This is a genomic window from Clostridioides difficile ATCC 9689 = DSM 1296, assembly GCF_001077535.1.
Taxonomy (GTDB): Bacteria; Bacillota; Clostridia; order Peptostreptococcales; family Peptostreptococcaceae; genus Clostridioides; species Clostridioides difficile.
This window is the reverse complement of the sequence record NZ_CP011968.1, coordinates 693183-714505: the sequence shown is the minus strand read 5'-3', so window position 1 is coordinate 714505 and position 21323 is coordinate 693183. Positions and strand designations below refer to the sequence as shown.

The following is a 21323-nucleotide window of genomic DNA, read 5'->3' as shown; positions in this document are numbered from 1 at the left end:
TAAACTGTGTAGTATTCGGTTATAAATTTATATAAATTATATAAGCTAGATAAAGTATTACCTCAACTATATAAGCTAGATATATAAATTGCTTATATAAGCTAGATAAGAATTATTTCAACTATATAAACTACATATATAAATTACATACATAAGCTAGATATATAAACTAGATATATAAACTGCATATATAAGCTATATAAGAATTATTTCAACCATATAAACTACATATGTAAAATTCATGTAAATTTACTAATATAAATCAAATAAAATTACTAAACTCTCTAAACTAATTTTGTAAAACATACTCTATTTTTAACATTTGTTACCTTATACATAAGTACAAACAAAATCTAACTAAATGAAAGGATAATGTAAAATGAATATTTTAAAAATGAAAAAAACAGGGATATTTTTAGGAGGAGTACTTTTTGGTACTGTAGGTGTTAAGATACTTTCAAGTGATTGTGTTAAAAAAACTTGCACTCGTGCAACAGCAGGAGCATTGAAAGTTAAAGATTCTGTTCTTGAAACAACTACGAAAATTCAAGAAAATGTAGAAGATATTTTAGCTGAAGCAAAAGAAATCAACGAGCAAGAAGACTTATCTACATCTAAGGTAAACGTTGTACAAGATACTCTTAAATGCGAACAAGAAGTTCTTAAAACTGAAACTATAAAAACTGTAGAAGATACTAATTCTAATAGCATTAAATGTGAAGAAATCAAAGATAACGTAATTGAAGAAAAAAATAGTACTTGTACAACAGAATAAATTTAATGATTATTATGATTAATAATATCAGGAGGAAGTAAATTGAATTTTTATATAAAACACGAAATAAGAGGTCGTATACGCTTTGACTTACAACTTGGCAAATTAAACAACAAGCAGTCCGATACTCTCTTATATTATTTAACTTCTATAAATGGTATTACCAAAGCAAAAGTTTACGATAGAACTGGTGATGCAGTCATTTATTACACTGGTGAAAGAGAATACATAATAAGAGAAATCACTAAATTCAGTTTTAACAATAGCAAAATAGAAAACCTAGTTCCTGAACATACCAGCAGGGAATTAAACAATTATTATAGAGACAAATTAGCAAATAAACTGCTAGTCAAAAGTATCTCCAAAATATTTTTTCCAAAGTCCTTAAGATTTTTTTTAATTGGACTTCATTCTATAAAATATTTTAAAAAAGGTCTCTCTTCCCTGCTAAATAAAAAAATAGAAGTTTCTGTTTTAGATGCCACTGCTATAGGTATTTCTATTTTTAGAAAAGATATCAATACGGCTGGTTCAGTTATGTTTCTTCTTGGTATCGGTGAACTATTAGAAGAATGGACTAGAAAAAAATCTATAGACGACTTGGCTCAAAGTATGTCACTAAACATTGAAAAAGTATGGTTAAGAAAAGGTGACACTGAAATCTTAATTCCAATTTCAGAGATAAAGGAAGGAGATTTAGTAAGTGTAACTATGGGAAATATGATTCCATTGGATGGAGTTATAGTATCAGGAGAAACAATGGTCAATCAGGCATCACTTACAGGTGAATCCCTTGCAGTTAACAAAAAAGAAGGCTCTTACATATATGCTGGAACTGTAATAGAGCAAGGCAATATTGTTATGTGCGTCAAGGAAAAAGCTGGTACTACTAGATTCCAGAAAATAGTAACTATGATTGAGGAATCTGAAAAACTAAAATCTTCTGTAGAGAGTAAATTTGAACATCTAGCAGATACATTAGTTCCATACAGCTTTTTAGGAAGTATATTAACCTATGCAATTACTAGAAACCCTATAAAATCACTCTCTATATTAATGGTAGATTTCTCTTGTGCATTAAAACTCTCTATCCCTATTTCAGTACTATCAGCCATGAGAGAATGTAACAATAACAACATTACTGTAAAAGGTGGAAAATTTCTTGAAGGTGTTGCATGTGCAGATACTATTGTATTTGATAAGACAGGCACATTAACAAAAGCTCAACCAACTGTTTCAGATATAATTACATTCCAAAATTATAATAAGGAGGATATGTTAAGACTTGCAGCTTGCTTAGAAGAACACTTCCCACACTCCATAGCAAATGCAGTAGTTTATGAAGCTGAAAAACAAGGGCTTAGTCACAAAGAAATGCATACAGAAGTAGAATATATTATTGCTCATGGCATTTCAACAAAAGTTGATGATAAAAAGGTTGTAATAGGTAGCAAACATTTTGTATTTGAAGATGAGAAGTGTACTATCCCAGACGGTGAGGAGGATAAGTACAATAATCTATCAGATGAGTATTCACACCTATTTATGGCAATATCAGGTAAATTATCAGCAGTTATTTGCATAAATGACCCTTTACGAAAAGAAGCAAAATATGTAATTTCAAATTTAAGAGAATGCGGAATAAAAAAGATTGTGATGATGACTGGAGATAGCGAAAAAACAGCTAAATCTATAGCAAGTAAAGTTGGTGTTGATGAATATTATTCAGAAGTCTTACCAGAAGACAAAGCCAATTTTGTTAAAAGTGAAAAACTCAAAGGTCGCAAAGTAATTATGATTGGTGATGGAATCAATGATTCTCCTGCTATTTCAGAATCAGATGTCGGAATTGCAATGAGTGAAGGTGCTGAAATAGCAAGAGAGATTTCAGATATTACCATATCAGCAGATAATTTGAATAATTTAATCGTTTTAAAGCAGATTAGTAATAAGCTTATGAAAAGAGTTGATTTAAGTTCTAAGTTTATTATCGGCTTTAATTTAGGTTTGATTTTACTTGGTGTAGGTGGATTTGTTAGACCAAGTACATCTGCCTTTTTACACAACGCATCTACTGTCGGAATAAGTTTAAACAGTATGACAAATTTATTGGAAAACACCAATACTTATAACTACCATTAATCTCCATTACATAAAACATATGATATAAAAAATTTATAATTCATCTTTTAAAAAGAATATGTCTTAAAATTAGCTTTTTTCTAATCAAAATTATATAAAGCATACTTTACAAATTTTAAACTCAACTTATTTCTATTTTTTACAAAAAAGGAGATGATTCAAATTTTCATTTTGAAACATCCCCTTTTGTAAATTTCTTTAAAATTTATATATTAATTATATTTTCAACCAATAATTGTATTTTCAACCAATCTTTCTTCATAGCATTTTAAATCATTTTGCTTTAGATAATTAAATTCAGACTCTACATAAATACCACAGCCTACCAATTCAATTGTCAAATTAGGTATATTTTCCTTTAGTATACTAGTCTGCTCATAAATAATTCTTTCCAATAAATTAACTTGTAATATAGAAAAATGCTTCATAATCTCCCCATCACTATCTATATCTTTCTTGATTTCATACCAACTCTTTGACAAAATTCCCTTCAAATCAATATACCCTAGACTCCTCAATATATCTATACTATCGCTCCATGCATACTTACTAGGTTTATCAAAGTATGATTCTAGTTTCTTCTTCTGCTCATTTGTAAGTGAATCATAAGAAAGCTTCCTATTAAAATGTGCCTTCAAAGAAATCTTAGCCATAGAATATGGACTTCTACCAGAGTTTAATCCTGCATTTTTGAACTTTTCAATTCCTTTATCTTCTACTGAAGACCATATTGAGTTTATTGAATCTGAATCATTGTATTTAATATCAAGACCATGTGTAATATTTATATAGTTTTGTGGAAATACATATTGATAATAGACATCTTTTTTATCATCATATAGAGAGAAGTATCCACTATCATATAAATGAATATGCACCTTTACTTTTAAACTATCCTCTAAAATATTTCGTCTAAGGTTCGGGATATTTGCATACATGGTTACATATTTTATGGCATCAAAGTTTTTATTTAATGGAACTTCAAAACTAATTTCATCTCCTGTCAAAAGCTTTTTCACTTCTTCTTCATTACAATCATATAGAGAATATGTATTTTCAAATCCCACACGTGATTTCCCATCTAAACTGCCTGTTAATGCTACCTTCAAAATATGGTTATCTGTTTTTTGCCATTGGTAAGCATCTTGGTCAAGAAACTCTCTAATCTGTCTATTTTGCTCTTTCGCCTGATTTATAACCTCGTTTTCATCTTCTGTAATCCCTACATGGCATCTATTTAAGATATTTACTATATTGCTTCCAAATGGGAATGTCCATAGTTGAAAAGCTGCTGCCTCAACCTGACACAAATATCTAACCTGATTTAATTCAATTTGATGGATAAGTTTTTTCTGATATTCATTCATCTGATTACCACTATCTGACATTTGATAAATCAATTCTCCCATTGCAAGATTATCTTTTTTCTTATCAATCTTATCAGTAATGATAATTTGAGTTTCCATCATATCCTGTACTTTTTTAAATATTATAGAAATCTCCTCTGAATTTTCCATTTTTAAGCTTCCAAACTTTGTGCTTAATTCAGTTAAAACTTCCTTCATCTTTAATTTACTTATCTCATTTTCAAAAATATCTTGATTTTTAACTGTACTATCGAATTTTTCTACAAATGGTATAACAGATTCTTTCAAAGTTTTATCTTTAAATTCCACCATTTGAGTATTCAATTCATCTAATTTCTTAATATTATTTTCTTTATCTTTAATTGCCTCTTTAACTACCTCTATTTTACTCTCAAAACTAGATTTTACATTAAGACAATTATTAACACCACTAATCGCAGTATTTATAAGAGAACAAGCAGAACTTCCAATACTCAATGCATTTTTAATTTTAGATGTCTTTTGCTGTCTTTCAATAGCTTGTTTACTTTTCTCTAGTGCAGCTAACTTATCTTTTTGCTGTTTATTATTGTAATTTGCCTCCAACATACCTATTTCTTTTTTCTGGATTTTTGTGTAAATTTCCTTATACTCGCTTTCACTTAACCCCTCTTTTGCTCTTTGAATATCGTCAGCTTTGTCTGCATAGTTATCATCATCTATAGACTTAACTATAATCTCCTTAATTTGGTCAAATTTAGTTCTTCTTTCTTCATCAACACCTGCCAAATTATAAGTCATTTTATCTAAAGCATTTTTTCTATCTTCACTTAGCTGTTCTCCAAGTACAAATCTCATACCATCAGAATCCAATTTAAAATCTGAAAAATCAACCATCCTGTTAGTCCATTTGTATTCCTCTTCTTTAGCTGAAAGATTTTCCTTCAAAGATTTTGCACTGTCAAATGCCCCTAGACAAGCTTGACCAACACCACTAAATGCAGTCAGTAAACTCAATGCGCTTTGTATTCCAGAAAGAATTAACTGTGTTTTCATTTGTTCCTCAAGTTTTGCCTGTTTCTTTTTTAGTTCCTCTATGTCTTCTTGTTCATCTTCTTTCATCTTTATAATTTCTTGAATCAACAGGTTCATTTTTGCATTAACAGAAAGCATTTTATTCTCAAGTTCATTTTTTAAAACCTCTATTTGTTGATTTCCAGATTCAATTTGAGTTAGGATACTTTCCTTATATGTATTGAAATATCCTTCTTTTAACTCATCTTTCTTTCCTTGTTCCAATTCTCTTAAGGTCTTATCCAGATAATCTGTCAAAGAACGAATATCTGTAACACGATTTCCTCCAATTTCACTTTCTTCAATCATCTGCACATAAAATGCTGTCTTCTGCTCAAGTGCAAATAAAATCATACTCCATTCGCTAAAATTCTGATTTTTTCCTACAAAAGATTCTATTCTATCAGACTGCATCAATTTATTTATAAGGTATTCATAGATTTCCTTTGCCTCTTTATAAAATTCTTTCTTTGTATTCATATCATCCAGAGAAAGTACTGCTTTATTTTTCTTCTCAAAACTATAGTACTTCTGAAGTATTTCTCTATTTAATTGCATCTCTATTTTCTCAACTGCATAAAAAATTTCATAAATATGTGAAAATTCTAAAATATCAGCTTCTAAAATTCCTACTGCACACAACAGTCTAAGATTTCTATAACCTTTAATTCCAGAAAAACCAAATCTCTCGAAAAATTCATAGAAGAATGTATCTATTGACAAAGAATACTCCTGCTTTAACAATTCCTTTTCTTTTAGTGCATCTCCAGAGTGACCGTCTTTTCCCTCTGCTCCGGCTGAACCTGAATCTTCACGTTTGCTAATTGTCCAGTCCTTATGTTCTTCATAAAGAGTATTTAATTTCTCTCCATCATCTGCTGCTTGCTTCTGATTTAAAGCATGATTAAACACATATCTATCAAAATAATAGTAGTTTCTATCACTATCATCCATTGGAGGAGAGGTACCTATATATCTTATTGTTTCTTCATATATACCTCTAATTCCACCAAGACCTCCTGCACCACCAGCTCCTCCAGAGCCTCCTTTTCCTGCTAAACCATGATTTCCATCTTTTTTACTTATAGCACTTTTTAATAAAGGAGCTTTCCCAAGGAGATAAACCTGTCCAGACTTGCTTCCAAGACCTGCATTTCCACCATTACCTCCTGTGCCTCCAGTTCCACCTTGTTTTCCTTTTTCTGCTTTTACCACATAGTATTTTGTACCTTTAACATTAGCAAATTCTTTTGACTCTTTTTTAGAACCTATTTTAGCATTTGCCCCAGCTTCTCCAGTTATCCCTGTATCTCCTTTTTTTCCATCTTGTCCATTTCCACCACGTCCACCATCTACGTAAAGTTTAAGTTCTCCTCTTTTTTCTATTTCTTTAAAAGATAATATGATATCACCTGAAGTACCTGCATTATTTCCATTTCTTCCATTCATTCCGTCGTAAATAGAACTTTCTCCAACCAATTTTTCTGCATCCTTACCAGATACGTTGATTGAATAAGTCCCTTCTGGTATATGTAATTTTTCTGTAAGTAGTACAATATTCTTACCTGAGAAGACTTCTTTCTCCATATTACAGTCAATTTTCAACTCACAATCTCCATACATATATATAGATGACAAAATATTAAGTTGATAACCAGATATTATTTTAGTCAAATCCGATAAATTCACTTTAGGTATAGGAATATATATAGAAAGTACATTTTCTTTCTCATATGATTTTATATATGTACAACTTTGAATCTTCTCTATCCTATACTCTGCATCTTCAAGCCTTTTGGCTTCTTCTTCCCTATATTCTTCTTCTGCTATCCAATATTTGATATCTTTCAATGTATCTTCTAAAGTATTTTTTAGCAATGATTTTAACAACTCACTTAGACCAACAATATGAGTCTCACTACAGTAACTATTTAACTCTAAAAGAAGACGTGTTTCTTCTAATATATTCACTTTCTGTACGCCATCACCATATGAAAGTTCTTGTACAAACTCCATAAGCTCTTTCATATTATTAGTCCTACTACATAAATCTGTATACATCTTATCTAATTGAATCTTTTTATCTTTTAGACTATTTATAGAAGATAGAATGGAAATAGAATCTTCCATACCTTTTTTAACACTTTCTATATAAGGAACTAAAAGTTTTTCTAGGTCTTTATAGGTTACATCAACAGCTTTTTGTATTTCTATTTTACAAGAAGCAGTAAGCATCAATCCCAAATCTGTTTTTTCAAATGTTTCAGGTAGATTTTTCATTTCATTCAACAACTTTTCTGGCTGTTTATCTAGTGGATTACATAATTTAATAGATACACCATCTGATAATGCTACATTTAATAAGTACACTAATTCCTTACAACCGTCGTAATCTTTCTCTTGACTATCTAGGTCTTCTTTTGCTTTTTCCAATATATTTCTTATTTTTTCTTCTGTTACATTACCAATTAGTGTTTTAGGTATTTTATTGATAAGAAAGAAGAAATTTTCTTTATACTTTGCATAATCACCAAGCATATCTTTCAAATTTTTGCCTGTTTCTATCAATAATGTATGTCTAGAGTCCAGTAGGGATTGATAGTCTAAAATAACTACCATCCCTTTTACCTTTGAAGATGTGGAAATAGTTTCCCTTACAAGCATAGCACCAGCAATCATATACTCTGCTCCACGGTTGTCAAAAAAACCTGGGCAATCACATAATGAAAAATCTCTATTTGCAATATCTACAACTTCTGGACATAAAGTCTTAGAATATACACCATTTCCAATTTCGACAGCTGAATCTTTTGCAGTTATATATATTTGTCCAGTCTCTTCATCCGTTTTTTCTTCCATCACACAGCCTTTTAAATAATTTATACAAGTACTCTTTCCAACGCCTGAAGCACCTAGGAATAACAAAATTGACTTTTCTTTTAAGTCATATTTTCTAAGCTCGTCTCTTCCTTCTTCCAAAAGGTTTACGATTTCACTATAAAGTTTATTTGCCATACATCCATCCCTTTCTATATTTCGGAACAATAGCCTTGATATTTTTCTTTAATAAGATTCTCTTCTACCTTTGAAACAGCTGTTGATAACTTAGTATTTGGAGCATTAAATCCTCCATTGTCTCCTCTATCTCCATATTCAGCGTATTCTCTTGCTGGTCCTGTTTTACCTTCATTCCAGCTTCCACCACTAAATTCTATATGATATTTAATTATACTATCTAACTTATAATCCCAACTTGTAAAATATCCTGTATAGTATACAGTCTTATCTATACCACTTGGAGAAAATGAAAGTGTATTATATCCGTGATAGCCACCACTTCCTCCATATCCACCTAAACCTGGTCTACCATTTGGACCTGCTTCTCCATCTTTCACTGTTATATCACAATGATTAATTATTCTATTTTTTTGTTCCTCTGAATCTGAAATGAAGTAAATATTACCTTTCTTACCAGCATTTCCACCTCTTCCAGCATTTCCACCAGCTCCACCTTTTTCACCTTTTTTGCCACTTGTACCTTTTTCAAAATACCCTTTAAACATCTGTCCGTGGAAATAACTTGTATATCCTGCATCAGCTCCATTACTTCCAGAAGCTCCTGTTTCACCATTTTTCCCATCTATTCCTTTAGAACCATTTCCTCCATTTGCAATCAGTGTTAGACGATAATTTCTAATTTCTTCTTTAATATATAAGTAAATATTACCTGCATCTCTACCATCTTCACCATTTTTCCCATACATAGAATTATCTACAAGTTCTCCGCTCTTTCCACTTACATTAATTTTTACATTACTACCTACATCAAGATTGTTAGAAGCAAGAATAATATTTTTCTCTGATGCAAAGTTCATTCCAAGGTTATCATCCATATAAATAGTATCTTTAGCAAAGAACATAAATGTAGAAACATTGTCATCTACTTTTCTATTTTTGAAATATTCCAATACACTGCTAATTACTAAGTTTGGAATTAATGCTCTTATTTCAATACCTTTCTTATCATTAATATTAATTGTTTTTACTATAAATGGATTTAAAATGTATTTACCAATAAATTCTCTAATTATCTCATTACCTTCTTCTCCATATGCACTTAATCTTGTTATACTGTCTTCTAACTCTTCATTTTGTGTAACTGTAACATTTGTCAAAATTGAATTAAAATCACTTACACTATATACATAATCCTTTTTATTTGCAACTTCCATTAATTTTTCTCTATTTGGTAATGTAAATACCTGTTTTTGCACTTCATAAGAAACTAAAACTTTTTCTAAATTCTTTCTTATTATAATGAAGTTTTGTTCCATTATCTTCTTACTTGCCTTTTCTATAATAAATTCCATATGTACAGAAGGTAATAAAATTTCCCCAGTTCCATGTTCTGTATATTTACTTAAAGCATCAATTATATCTAAGTTTCCTTTTATCTTATTTTGTAATTTCATGCAACTATCTTGTAAGAATAAGCCACTTTGTTTGGCTAATACGTTGATAAAACTCTCTATAGTAAGACTTGTTGTACTTTCCAACCAGTTTTTAAATACTTTTACAACCTCATCATATTTTGCTATTTCTTGAATCATTGTTATACTTCCAATAATATTGATAAAATCTTCTGTATACGCCTTAACATAATCTTCTAGGCTAGATACGATATTGTTTTGAATTTCTTTTATCAACGTATCTAAAACTAATCTTGCATCTGCACTAATTGGATATTGGAATGCTGATGTCTTATCTTTAACTTCATCTAATTCTAGTACTTGCTTTAATAAGCCTTCCCTCTCATCTGATGCAAGTGGCTTACAAAGATGAATATTTTTTCCATTATCTTTTAGCAATTCTTCAAATAACCAAGCTTTTTCCTCTATATTACTGTCTAAATTTTCGCATAATTGTTCATATTTTCTTTTTATAACATTATATATTTGTTTTTCTGTTCTTTCTAAGAAACTTTTTGAAATGAAAAAAGTTATACTACCCTTAAAATTTTCTTTATGAAGACACATATTTAACTGTTGGAACAGGTCTAGTACTTTTGTAAGTCTAGAATCTAATATATCTGCTTCTGGTATCAATACAATTACTGCACATATAGATGCAGAATTTTTAAATACTTCACCTAATGAAACTGCTGCACTAATATCATGGGCTACTCCCCTATTGTCGCTAAAACCTGCAGTATCACATAATTTTGCATCCATTCCTTCTATTGGTTTTCTCATATTTACAATGTTCGGGTATAAAGTTTGAGAAACAGCTCCTGAACCAATCTCTGCCACAGGGTCTAAGCAATCAATATATGATATACCAGTATCTTCATCTTCTACTTCCATCATTACACATCCTGCAAGATAGTTAATTGCAGTACTTTTGCCACATCCTGTCCCACCAAGAATTAGAATTAAATTTTGATTTTCAGCCTTATTTATTGCTACTTTTCCTTCATTTAATAAGAGTGTTATTTCTTCTAAAAGTTGATTGTTATTTTCTGGCATTTATTTTCCCCCTTGGTTATATATTTTATTTAAATAAAGTTTAATCCCTTAAGTAGATTACAAAGTTTTTAGACTATATTTAAATTTGTTTTTTATTTTTTATTTTTAATAAATTTGCTTTTTCACTAAATTTGCATTTTCACTCAATAATTATTCTTCTTTGTTTATTAAAATAACTGTGTTGTATAATATAATCTTTACCAACACAGTTATTCTATTTAATGCGCTTATTTTATTGTATTTTATGTAATACAGTTGTTTTTTATATTATACGTCCATTATTTTCCTATGGTTATTACATATAGATTTTTAATTATATTTGTACCATTAATTTAAACATTCCTATACTACTGCTTAAGTTTTACACCTATACCAGCTTGAATATTTTATTTTTATTTGCTTAAATAGTTCAACTATACTGGTTTAAATAGGTTATCTTTATTTGCTTAAATAGTTCAACTATACTGGTTTAAATAGGTTATCTTTATTTGCTTAAATAGTTCAACTATACTGGTTTAAATAGGTTATCTTTATTTGCTTAAATAGTTCAACTATACTGGTTTAAATAGGTTATCTTTATTTGCTTAAATAGTTCAACTATACTGGTTTAAATAGGTTATCTTTATTTGCTTAAATTAGTTCAACTATACTGGTTTAAATAGGTTTCCTTTAGTTTAAATAATTCACCTATACCTACTTGAATAGTTCACTTTTATTTGCTTAAATTCTATACCAATACTGGCTTAAACATTATACTACCATGATTGTATTGTCTATCTTCAACTACAATAAAAACAGGTTCTAAATCTTTAGTAGATGTTATTTTTAATTCTAAAAAAACATTATCAGTTGGTAATATTTTTACATCATAATTATTTAAATTATTATTCGTGATACTATTAAATACATCACCTTGACGTTCAAAAAAAACATTATCAACTATTACAAAATAAACATCTTCTTTTCTACTATTTTCAACCTCTATAGTATTTTGTTTAGTTACATTTAGTCTCATCTTCCACCTCCTATTAATATTACTTAATTATATTAATACTTGTAATTGTTGCATTATGTTCATCACAAGGAAGAGGTTTAAAAACAACTATCTCTGCTAAATAATTCTGTGGAGGATTTGTAACTGAAGTAGCATTGCAAATAAATTTAAAATTTGTTCCTGCTACAACTTGAGTAGAAACAATAAGTGGTTCATAACCAACCCCTTCTAACATTCCTACAGCTTCATTAAATACTTTTAAATCTTCTTCTTCGACAGCTCTGAATTTTGACCATCCACCAACAAAAAGACTCATATAAAAACCTCCTTTATATATATATTTATTTATATATATAGTAGTACCAATTTTCTCAATATTCAATATTTTCTGTGTAACTGGTCAATGAAAATGCATAACTGGATAAAAATACTTATAAAATAACTTAACTTTACATATAAATAGCTTACTTTACATGTAATAAGATTATTCTACAATATGAAATGCATCTTGTTTTGAATATATTCTAAATACAATAATGGATATTTTCAATTATTATAATTAGAAAATATCCATTACTTAACTTGTTTTATTTAAAATCACATAGAGACTTTATTATTTTTTTTATTGCATGAATAGCTATTTCAGGTATCATAAGTTGATATACCCCCTCCTTGAAACCACAAAAAACATAACAAACTTTACGAATCTTGTCTTAAAAGACCACAGGTACATTCCTTATTTGTGGATTGGAGTAGCCATAACAAGCAAATTTTACAATTTTTATGATGACAAAAATCAATAAAATCGCTTAGTATATAACACGAAACACTACTTGTTACTATTAAGAATAGTTAGATAGGAAGTATGCATTATACCAATAAAGGAATCAATAAAGAAAGTTAAAACATCCCTACAAATCAAAAATCTGTTACATTTTTCTATATTTAAACGTTATTTACTTACAATTGGAGAAATAACAGGTTTTCCTTCTCGGTCAAGTAAAGGCGTAAATCCGGCTGCATGGCCATAATAGTGGAATACATAGTTCACACCTGTTTCTTTATCCACCCAAATCTCCGTTGCATTTATTTTTCCTTGTGAATATACTTTTTCAAATCTATCTTTTCCCATTTTATAATCCTCCATATTTTTGATTGGTCTATGCCTTCTTCACTTAAGTAGAAAAAATACATAACTTATTTTTTTAATTCTAATATGAGCACGTAAAAATGTCAAACAGCTTATTTAATTTCATAACTTCATGTTACTGTTCGTAACCTTGTCTGTTTACTTACACTGCATTACAGCACCATTTTATCCTTTACATTATTGTATTGCACACAGTAAAAATGCTTACTTTATGGGATTTTTCAACTAAAAAAAGGATTTTATCTCCACAAAACATTTACTATTTGTTACAATATACCTAATTTTAATCTCATATCAACATTTAATGAAGATATAACCTTTTTCAAATATTGTAAAGACTCCTTAAAAATATTAGAAAAAGATTCTGCAAATCTCTCAACATCTCCTTTTTTTAAATACCTAAGTATCTCAAAACATACATCAAAACGTGTTTTCAAAATTTCATTATATTCTTCATGAAAAAATCTCTCTAAATAGATTCCAAATATCATATATTGTTTTAAATGCAAAAATGTTTCCTGTAATACATAAATTTGTGTATAATCTACTATCTTACAAAGTAAAACAAAATCTGGATAAACCTTACACTCTTCACAATTATTTTGTAAGTACCTTAAATGAGTTTCTATTTTATCTACAGCTATCAAATCCATTTTATTTCCTAGTAAAAGTACTACATCCTCAAGAGTAATCGTAACAAACTCCATAGCATCCAAAAGCAAACTCAACCTTTTAGCTCCTTCTTCTGTATTTATATAATCATCATCATATTCAGAAAAAAGTGTTACATATGTTCCCTTGCCATTAATTGTTTTAGCAATTCCCAATTCATTTAGCTCATTATAGGCACTTCTAACTGTTGGAAGAGATACATTATATCTATTAATTATCGAAGTAATTGATGGTAGACAATCTCCTATTTTAATATTGCCTTCAAAAATTTGACAAATTACATCTGAAACAATTAAGTCATATAAATAACATTTTTCCAACGTTACAGAATTAAAACTACTTGTATCTATACTTTGTGGAGCACGATTTTCTACCATTTTAAGTATGGATTCTCTACAAGCTTTATACATATATGTTAATAGTTTTTTAAATTCAATTAGATTCCCGTCCAATCCATATAAGTAAGTTTTTCTTACCTGCTCTATGTATTTATTACGAAAAAAGTCTATACAACAATTATCCAAGTTATCGAAATTATAGGCCAATTGTGAAATAATGACATCATGCTGAATAATCTCACAAAAATGGTGAATCAGGAAATTATTTGTTTTACTTATTAGTTTATTTATATATTTTAGCCTTTGTTCTTTAAAGACTAAATAATTAGAACTATTTTTTTCCATACAATCGATAATCTCGTTTAATTCTTCAAAGTCTTTAGATGTAAATCTTTTAATATTGTACATAGCAATAGAAGGAAATATTAAACTAAAAATCTTATATATTTCTGATATTTGTAAAATCTTCTCATATAATAAGTCAGATTCTATTGATTGTTTACTCGTACTCTGGATTAAAACTGGTCTAGAACCAGCTTTTGTCTCTATAAAGCCCTTTTCTGAGAGCATTTTTATTACAGTTTTTATAGTATTTTTTGATACCATATATTCTTCTGACATGCTTTTTATAGAATCAAGCCTATCTCCAATAGTAATTTTACCAGTATAAATTTGTTGAATTATATGCTCAAAAATAATTAAATATTGTGGTTTTCTCTTCATATTTTTCCTCTTCGATAAATTAGATTTATTGTTTTTTGTAAGGTATATTTACTTTTATTTAATAGGGCAAAATAGTTGCTTATTTTTTCCTCATAATCTATAATTAATATAAACCATTTATATATATGGTCTAAGTTTTATAATACTGTAATGCAGTAAAATAGCATATTGTAGCTATACTACAGCAAATTAACATACCATTGTAGTATATTAATTGGAATAATTTTAAGTACTTCAAAATTCCAGCAAAACATATATGTGTTTTTGATATTATGTATATTCGTTAATAGAATAGCTATACTTGTTTTACATAATAAATTATATGATACTTGCTATATGTAATTACTATATTTAATACACATAACTATTATACTTACTATATGTAATTACTATATTTGATACACATAATTATTATACTTACTATATATAATTACTATACTTGGACACATAACTATTATACTTGCTATATGTAATTACTATACTTTATACACATAGTTATCATACATGCTATATATAATTACTACACTTGGACACATAACTACTATATTTACTATATGTAATTATACTATACTTGGACATATAGTTATCATACATACTATATGTAATTACTATACTTGGACACATAATTATTATATTTGCTATATGTAATTATACTATACTTGGACATATAGTTATCATACATACTATATATAATTACTATACTTGGACACATAGTTATCATACATGCTATATGTAATTACTATACTTATACACATAACTATTATACTTTCCATACATAATTACTATATTTGGACACATAGTTATCATACATACTGTATATTAAGATATAATACTTTTTAAATTTTATATAACACAGACACATGCAATAAAAAAGAAGGTATCCATAATAAGCTCTTTGCATGTACCTAAATAAAAACTGTAAAATAGAATATATAAAATCTAATCTATTTTAAGTAAATACAATTTCACTTTAAAAGAGGATGTACTATGAAATACCATATATTTTTAATCATAACTACTATATTAATAATCGAACTATGTAACATTTACATATGCAAAATAGCATCTTTTGGAAACAAAAATATAACTATACATAAGAATTACAAATATATTTTTTTAATAAAACCATTAACCTTCTTGATAATAATATTCACAAAATTACCATTACCACTATATTATATATTGTTTTACATAGTAAGTCATAAATTGCTCTTAAGCAGAAAAAGTTCTACTAACAACCATTTTATTCCCAATATGGCAGTAATAAGTTTTTGTATTTTACACCTTATTACTGTAAGTACAATATCACTTGTTAAAAATACAAGTCCAGATATAATATTTGCAAATATGACCTATAGGTTAATTAGTATTTTAATAGCTTCTATTTTAGATTTTATCTTATGGTACTCTATGAATAAAATAAAAGAGCATATTTATATAATAACTCAAAATCAAATAGAGTTCAGTCTATTTTTAAAATTTATCTGGTTCACTTTAGGATATATATTATTTGATAGTATACAAATTACATTTGCTCCACCAAGTTCTCTAACTTCCTACTTTATATTGGGAAGTAACATATTATTAATCTTACAACTAATTATATTCATCAATCATATATATTCCATTGAAAAAAATATTTATTTAGAAAAAGAACATCATAGACTAAAAATGATAAAACAAGAACAATTACTAAAAGTAAATTTATTAAAGAAAAAAGCTAACATTGATGAATTAACATCAGCATATAATCGAAAATTTGCTTTTGAAAAAATACAGCATTACATTAATAACAATTTATTATTTTCATTGATATATATCGATTTGGATAAATTAAAGACGATAAATGATACATATGGACATTTAGCTGGGGATAACTATATTATTAACTTCTCAAGTATAGTTATTGAAAACTTAGGAATAGATGACATATTTGCTAGAATAGGAGGAGATGAGTTTATAGTTATTATGCCTAAATCTAATGAAAACACCACAAAAGAATTTATAGAGAAAATAAGTAAAATTATGGATAATACGATATCTTTTAGCTATGGTATTGTAGAAGTTTCTAGCGAAAACAAAATGACTGTAGAAGAAATTATTAATATTGCTGATATTAGAATGTACACTAATAAACAAAATAATCATAAAAGGAACAATAACTAAAATGAATATTTACATGAGCTTACTTGTAGTCTCACTATGTTTTTTATCTTATTATCTCTATCATTATAATTTTTTTAAATATCTGGACATAATGATTAATAACTCTAAAAATAAATACACAGTATATATTATATATTCTATATTTAATTATTTAATTTTTATTATTTGTACTTATTTAAAGTTTCATCTAATTATAAATTGGACAATTTTTATGTTGATTTTATTCATACAAATTAAAGTAACTTATAAAATCTCCACAATAAAAAACATTTTTTATTCACTAAACTGCTCCATCATTGGTTTAGCAATAAATATATTTTTTAGGTCTTTAATGTCAATAGTGTTAAATATGCCAGCATATTTATTTGATAGTAATTCTATTGCAAATATTTACAGAGTATTTCCTATATCATTTAGCTTTATAGTTACAGGACTATATTTCAGTTATAAAAATAATAAAAATAATAAGATTAACTTTGAGGCAGTTTTAGAGGACAAAAAAAACTTAATTTTCTTATTGAGCCTTATGTTTGGAATGTACTTGTATCTATGTTTGAGTTTGTCAATATACTATACTGTTGGAAATGTATTGATTTTAAAATTATATGGAATCAAGTCTGCCATAATAGTTTTGGTAGGTAACTATATTGCAGAAAGATATAGCTTTAGAATTACTCAAATAAAAGGTTATGATATTAAAAATCAAATAGAATATGTAGAAAGTATAAAGACAGAGTATGAAATTAATAAATTGAATGATATTGTATATACAGATTTACTGACAGGCTTCTACAATAGACCTTTTGTAAATCAAAAACTATCAGAGTGGACATCAAATCACTACAAATTTACCTTATGTTTTACTGATTTAAATAGCTTAAAACCTGTAAATGATAAATTTGGACACCAATTTGGTGATAAATACATATCCACTACTGCTCAAATAATAAAAAAACTTATAAATGTAGAAAATTCCTTACTATTTAGATATGGTGGAGATGAATTTTTATTCCTTTTACAGAATACAAGTTGTGTAGAAGCAGAAAAAATAATGATTAATATAAATTATGAATTATCAAAATTAAGTAATACTGACGAGTATCCTTATGCTCTTTCCATAAGCTATGGATTAGTTGAGTGGGATGGAATATCCGATATTGAAACTTTAATATCAAAGGCAGATTCTTTGATGTATGAAAATAAGCTTAAAAATAAATCTACTTTAAACTAGCTAGTTCAGATATTCTACAAAATATATGTTATAAGAGAGTACTAAGAATGTCAAAATATATAGATTTTGCAAATATTGAATACAGTTTACTAATGAATGCACTGGATGTAAGTGTTAGTAAACACCTATTAGATGAACACTTTACTGTTGTTTGGGCTAATGACCATTATTATGAAATGTTCGGCTATACCTAGCTAAAAAGTTAAAAATGACCACTGTAGCCGAGGGAATAGAGACCAGTTTTCAAAAAGATTTCTTACAAGAAATAGACTGTGATATGTTACAAGGATACGTGTTCTCTAGACCTTTACCAATAAAAGACTTTGAAAAACTTATGTTTCAAAACTCCTCCAATTAACAATATAAAATTGCTTATTATAAGTGATATTATTGTATCAACAAATAAAGGAATTGTCTCAAAATTGATTTTTTCTAATCAAATTTTTATTTTGAGACATTCTCATTTTTTTGCATAAGAAAATACCCACCAAGCTACGGTTTTTCTTACCGCTGTTCGGTGGGTATTAGTAGTATTATGAAATCTGAAAACTTTAAGTATTACTACTTCCGCTAGCGCAATCACAAAGGTCGAAAGCTTCAAAGCGAAAATAGGCTTTTTACTCATCAAACGTCACCGTACCTGCCAACCCATCCACCGTTATCATTTGTCCGCTCTTAATAGTTCGTGTGGCAATGTGTGTAGCCATAACGGCTGGGATGCCATATTCACGTGCGACAATGCTTGAATGGCTAAGAGGACCACCAATGTCCGTTACAATCGCACTTGCAGATGAAAATAATGGTGTCCATGCTGGAGTTGTGGTAACTGCAACCAAAACACTTCCAGGTTGAAAGCTTTCAAAATCTGCTGGACTATTCAGTACACAAGCTGGAGCCGTCACAACACCAGTACTGGTACCAATGCCCGTCAACACAATTTTCCCATCTTTCTGCTTCTGTGGTGCTTGTGATATAGTTTTTTTGTTTTTTTCTGGCAACTTGGATGGTGACACATAACCCATGTATTTTTTAAGTTCAGCTTTTCGAACAGGTATTATCCCGTTCATATCAGATAGAGACTTGTTTTTATCCAACTGCTCTATAAGTACCTCCAATTCCGATTTTGTGAGCCAATAAATATCATCTAAATGTGAAATAGCTCCTCCTCGTATGAATCGTTCTGAGATTTCCTGAAACATACAACGAATCAGAGGATGTCCCATTCCCATCAAATAAATAGCATTTTCACGCATAGGAGAGGTTTCCTGTGCCCAATGGAGCAACTTAAAAAATAGTTTTTTACGCAATCCACCTATGTGTTGTAAAATCTCTTCTTCTGCATGTTTTCTACGCTTTTCAAACGTGGTCTGGCGTAAAAAAGGACTTTCCCCTTTTCCTTCCACAAATGTTTTTACGGATTCAAAAGTTGGTGTAAGTGTTTCCTGCGGTGTGGAATGCGCAAAATCAAACTCATAAGCGGTACGACCAAACTCTTTAAAGTACTTATTGATTCGATTTTTCCATTCTATCCATACTTCCTGTGAAACTCCAACAGGCACAACTGAAGACATGAAATCTTCTGCTATCTTTATTGCAGGACTGTTTTGCAGATAAAGGTTGATGCTGTTATTTTGCTTTACCCATTCTGAAATACCCCACAACTCCTTTTCCGATTGCAGAACAATCGTATCAAACCCAAGCAGGAAAACGGAAGTATCCGTTATACCAGCACGTCGAACTGCTCCTTGAAATAATTTTGTAAATAATGTTTCACTGATAGAAGCAGCAGGCAATGTAAGCTGAATCCTTGTGAAATAAATACATGCGGCATAAAATATTGTCTGAATACCCTCCATAATTTGATGGGCGTTCATAGTATGCAGGGGCTTTTCTTCCCATTGTTTAATAGCATCCTCATATCCTTTTCGTGCCGTTTCCCAGCGTGCAACGCTGTTCATAAGTGTCCTACGTAAAGAGCGTGGGGAAAGGGATTTGATAGCAATCAAAAGTGGATTTGATTTAGCAGAAAGATAAACATATCCATTAATAACCGTATATGCCCCGTTTTTTGGTAATAATTTTTTCGCACTTTTACCAAACATATCTATCCATAAAAGCTCTGATGCACGGTTTACGATTTCAAGACCAAGCGTGGCGAACAAAGGTGTAACAGGATTTGGCAAATGTTCTGCCAAACTTCCCTTTGTGTATACAACATCCTGTTCTGGCAATACCCATTCTGGTGGCAGAACAGTAATTGGACGAGCCTGAACAATGTACAATTTATCTTTTTCCAGTGCCCACTCTACATCCATAGGCATTTGATAATACTTCTCAATTTTCTTTCCAAGCTGTATCAGTTGCATTACCTGATTACGAGTAAGAGCATATTTTTTTCTCAACCTTTCAGGAACCATGGTTTCTTCTGTTCCTTCTGAAGTACGAACCGTCATAATCTCTTTATTTGCCACTTCATACGATATAATTCGTTCGGAATCCTTATCCACTACGATTGTATCGGGTGTAACTAAGCTAGAAACCACCGCTTCACCAAGCCCCCATGCAGCGTTAATAATCATTTCGCTACGTCTACCATTGATTGGGTTTAACGTAAACATAATACCAGATGAATCGGAAAATGCAAGCTTTTGTACTACAACAGCAAGTGCGACAATCTCGTGCTTTATATTATTCTTCACACGATAAGCAATAGCACGAGCTGTCCATAAGGAAGCCCAGCATCTCTTTACAGCGTCAATAACTTTATCTTCACCTTGTATGTTAAGATAAGTTTCCTGCTGACCTGCAAAAGAAGCGTCAGGTAAATCTTCAGCAGTCGCAGACGAACGGACAGCCACCGATATGTTCCCTAATCCGGCATAAGCTGTTTTAATTGCGTCCGACACTTCCTGTGGCATTTCTCCATTATGGAAAAGCTCCCCTATTTTCTTAGATACATCTTCAAGTTGGCTGGTATTATTGGAATCAATACCATCTAGCAGTTTATTAATTCGAGACTGAATATGGTTCGTCTCAACAAAAATCTGGTATGAAGCAGTCGTAACATGAAAACCGTCTGGCACAGGGATGCCTGCTGTCAATAGTTTTGATAAAGACATCCCTTTTCCACCAACAATTTCAATGGTTGCTTGTTTATGTTCCAGTGGCAAGACATAATAAATCATAA

11 protein-coding genes and 1 pseudogene are annotated in these 21323 nt (G+C 29.4%); 5 read left to right on the top strand and 7 right to left on the bottom strand.

Going from position 1 to position 21323, the window contains the following annotated elements; all coding sequences use genetic code 11:
• The first annotated feature begins 379 nt into the window (after positions 1–379).
• Together CDIF1296T_RS03755 and CDIF1296T_RS03750 are read left to right on the top strand one after the other, a co-directional pair.
• Positions 380–775 carry a DUF6110 family protein gene (locus CDIF1296T_RS03755; RefSeq protein ID WP_003438917.1) on the top strand — a complete coding sequence of 132 codons (396 nt, stop codon included), beginning with the start codon at positions 380–382 and terminating at the stop codon, positions 773–775.
• Positions 776–817: 42 nt separating this feature from the next.
• Positions 818–2917, top strand: coding sequence for a heavy metal translocating P-type ATPase (locus tag CDIF1296T_RS03750; protein WP_003438920.1), 2100 nt, complete (start codon positions 818–820; stop codon positions 2915–2917).
• A gap of 224 nt (positions 2918–3141) precedes the next feature.
• Here the strand turns inward: CDIF1296T_RS03750 and CDIF1296T_RS03745 are convergent, their stop codons facing one another.
• The 6 genes from CDIF1296T_RS03745 to CDIF1296T_RS03720 form a co-directional block, all read right to left on the bottom strand.
• Positions 3142–8352: a GTPase gene (locus CDIF1296T_RS03745; protein ID WP_009895609.1), complete on the bottom strand. Its 5211-nt coding sequence runs from the start codon at positions 8350–8352 to the stop codon at positions 3142–3144.
• Between the two features lie 14 nt (positions 8353–8366).
• Complete coding sequence (locus tag CDIF1296T_RS03740) at positions 8367–10862, bottom strand: ATP-binding protein (protein ID WP_009895606.1); 2496 nt, start codon at positions 10860–10862, stop codon at positions 8367–8369.
• 727 nt (positions 10863–11589) lie between these two features.
• The gene (locus tag CDIF1296T_RS03735; protein WP_003429630.1) at positions 11590–11877 is read right to left on the bottom strand and encodes a hypothetical protein; all 288 of its coding nucleotides are present in this window, start codon (positions 11875–11877) and stop codon (positions 11590–11592) included.
• 19 nt (positions 11878–11896) lie between these two features.
• The gene (locus CDIF1296T_RS03730; RefSeq protein ID WP_003438934.1) at positions 11897–12172 is read right to left on the bottom strand and encodes a hypothetical protein; all 276 of its coding nucleotides are present in this window, start codon (positions 12170–12172) and stop codon (positions 11897–11899) included.
• A 636-nt stretch (positions 12173–12808) separates the two neighbouring features.
• A complete protein-coding gene (locus CDIF1296T_RS03725) occupies positions 12809–12988 on the bottom strand; it encodes a DUF6440 family protein (RefSeq protein WP_009895603.1) in 180 nt (59 codons plus the stop codon).
• Between the two features lie 284 nt (positions 12989–13272).
• The gene (locus CDIF1296T_RS03720) at positions 13273–14739 is read right to left on the bottom strand and encodes a GntR family transcriptional regulator (protein WP_009895601.1); all 1467 of its coding nucleotides are present in this window, start codon (positions 14737–14739) and stop codon (positions 13273–13275) included.
• A 987-nt stretch (positions 14740–15726) separates the two neighbouring features.
• On the opposite strand from CDIF1296T_RS03720, the gene CDIF1296T_RS03715 reads away from it, so the two are divergent.
• From CDIF1296T_RS03715 to CDIF1296T_RS20035, 3 genes and pseudogenes are all read left to right on the top strand, one after another.
• On the top strand, positions 15727–16905 hold the full coding sequence (locus tag CDIF1296T_RS03715; protein WP_009895599.1) for a GGDEF domain-containing protein: 1179 nt from the start codon (positions 15727–15729) through the stop codon (positions 16903–16905).
• A 331-nt stretch (positions 16906–17236) separates the two neighbouring features.
• On the top strand, positions 17237–18136 hold the full coding sequence (locus tag CDIF1296T_RS03710; RefSeq protein WP_020397798.1) for a GGDEF domain-containing protein: 900 nt from the start codon (positions 17237–17239) through the stop codon (positions 18134–18136).
• Between the two features lie 202 nt (positions 18137–18338).
• A pseudogene (locus CDIF1296T_RS20035) lies at positions 18339–18494 on the top strand (EAL domain-containing protein); the annotation flags it as partial.
• A gap of 259 nt (positions 18495–18753) precedes the next feature.
• Here CDIF1296T_RS20035 and CDIF1296T_RS03695 read toward each other — a convergent pair.
• Positions 18754–21321, bottom strand: a complete 2568-nt coding sequence (locus CDIF1296T_RS03695) for a PEP/pyruvate-binding domain-containing protein (protein WP_009895593.1) — start codon at positions 21319–21321, stop codon at positions 18754–18756.
• Positions 21322–21323 lie beyond the last annotated feature (2 nt).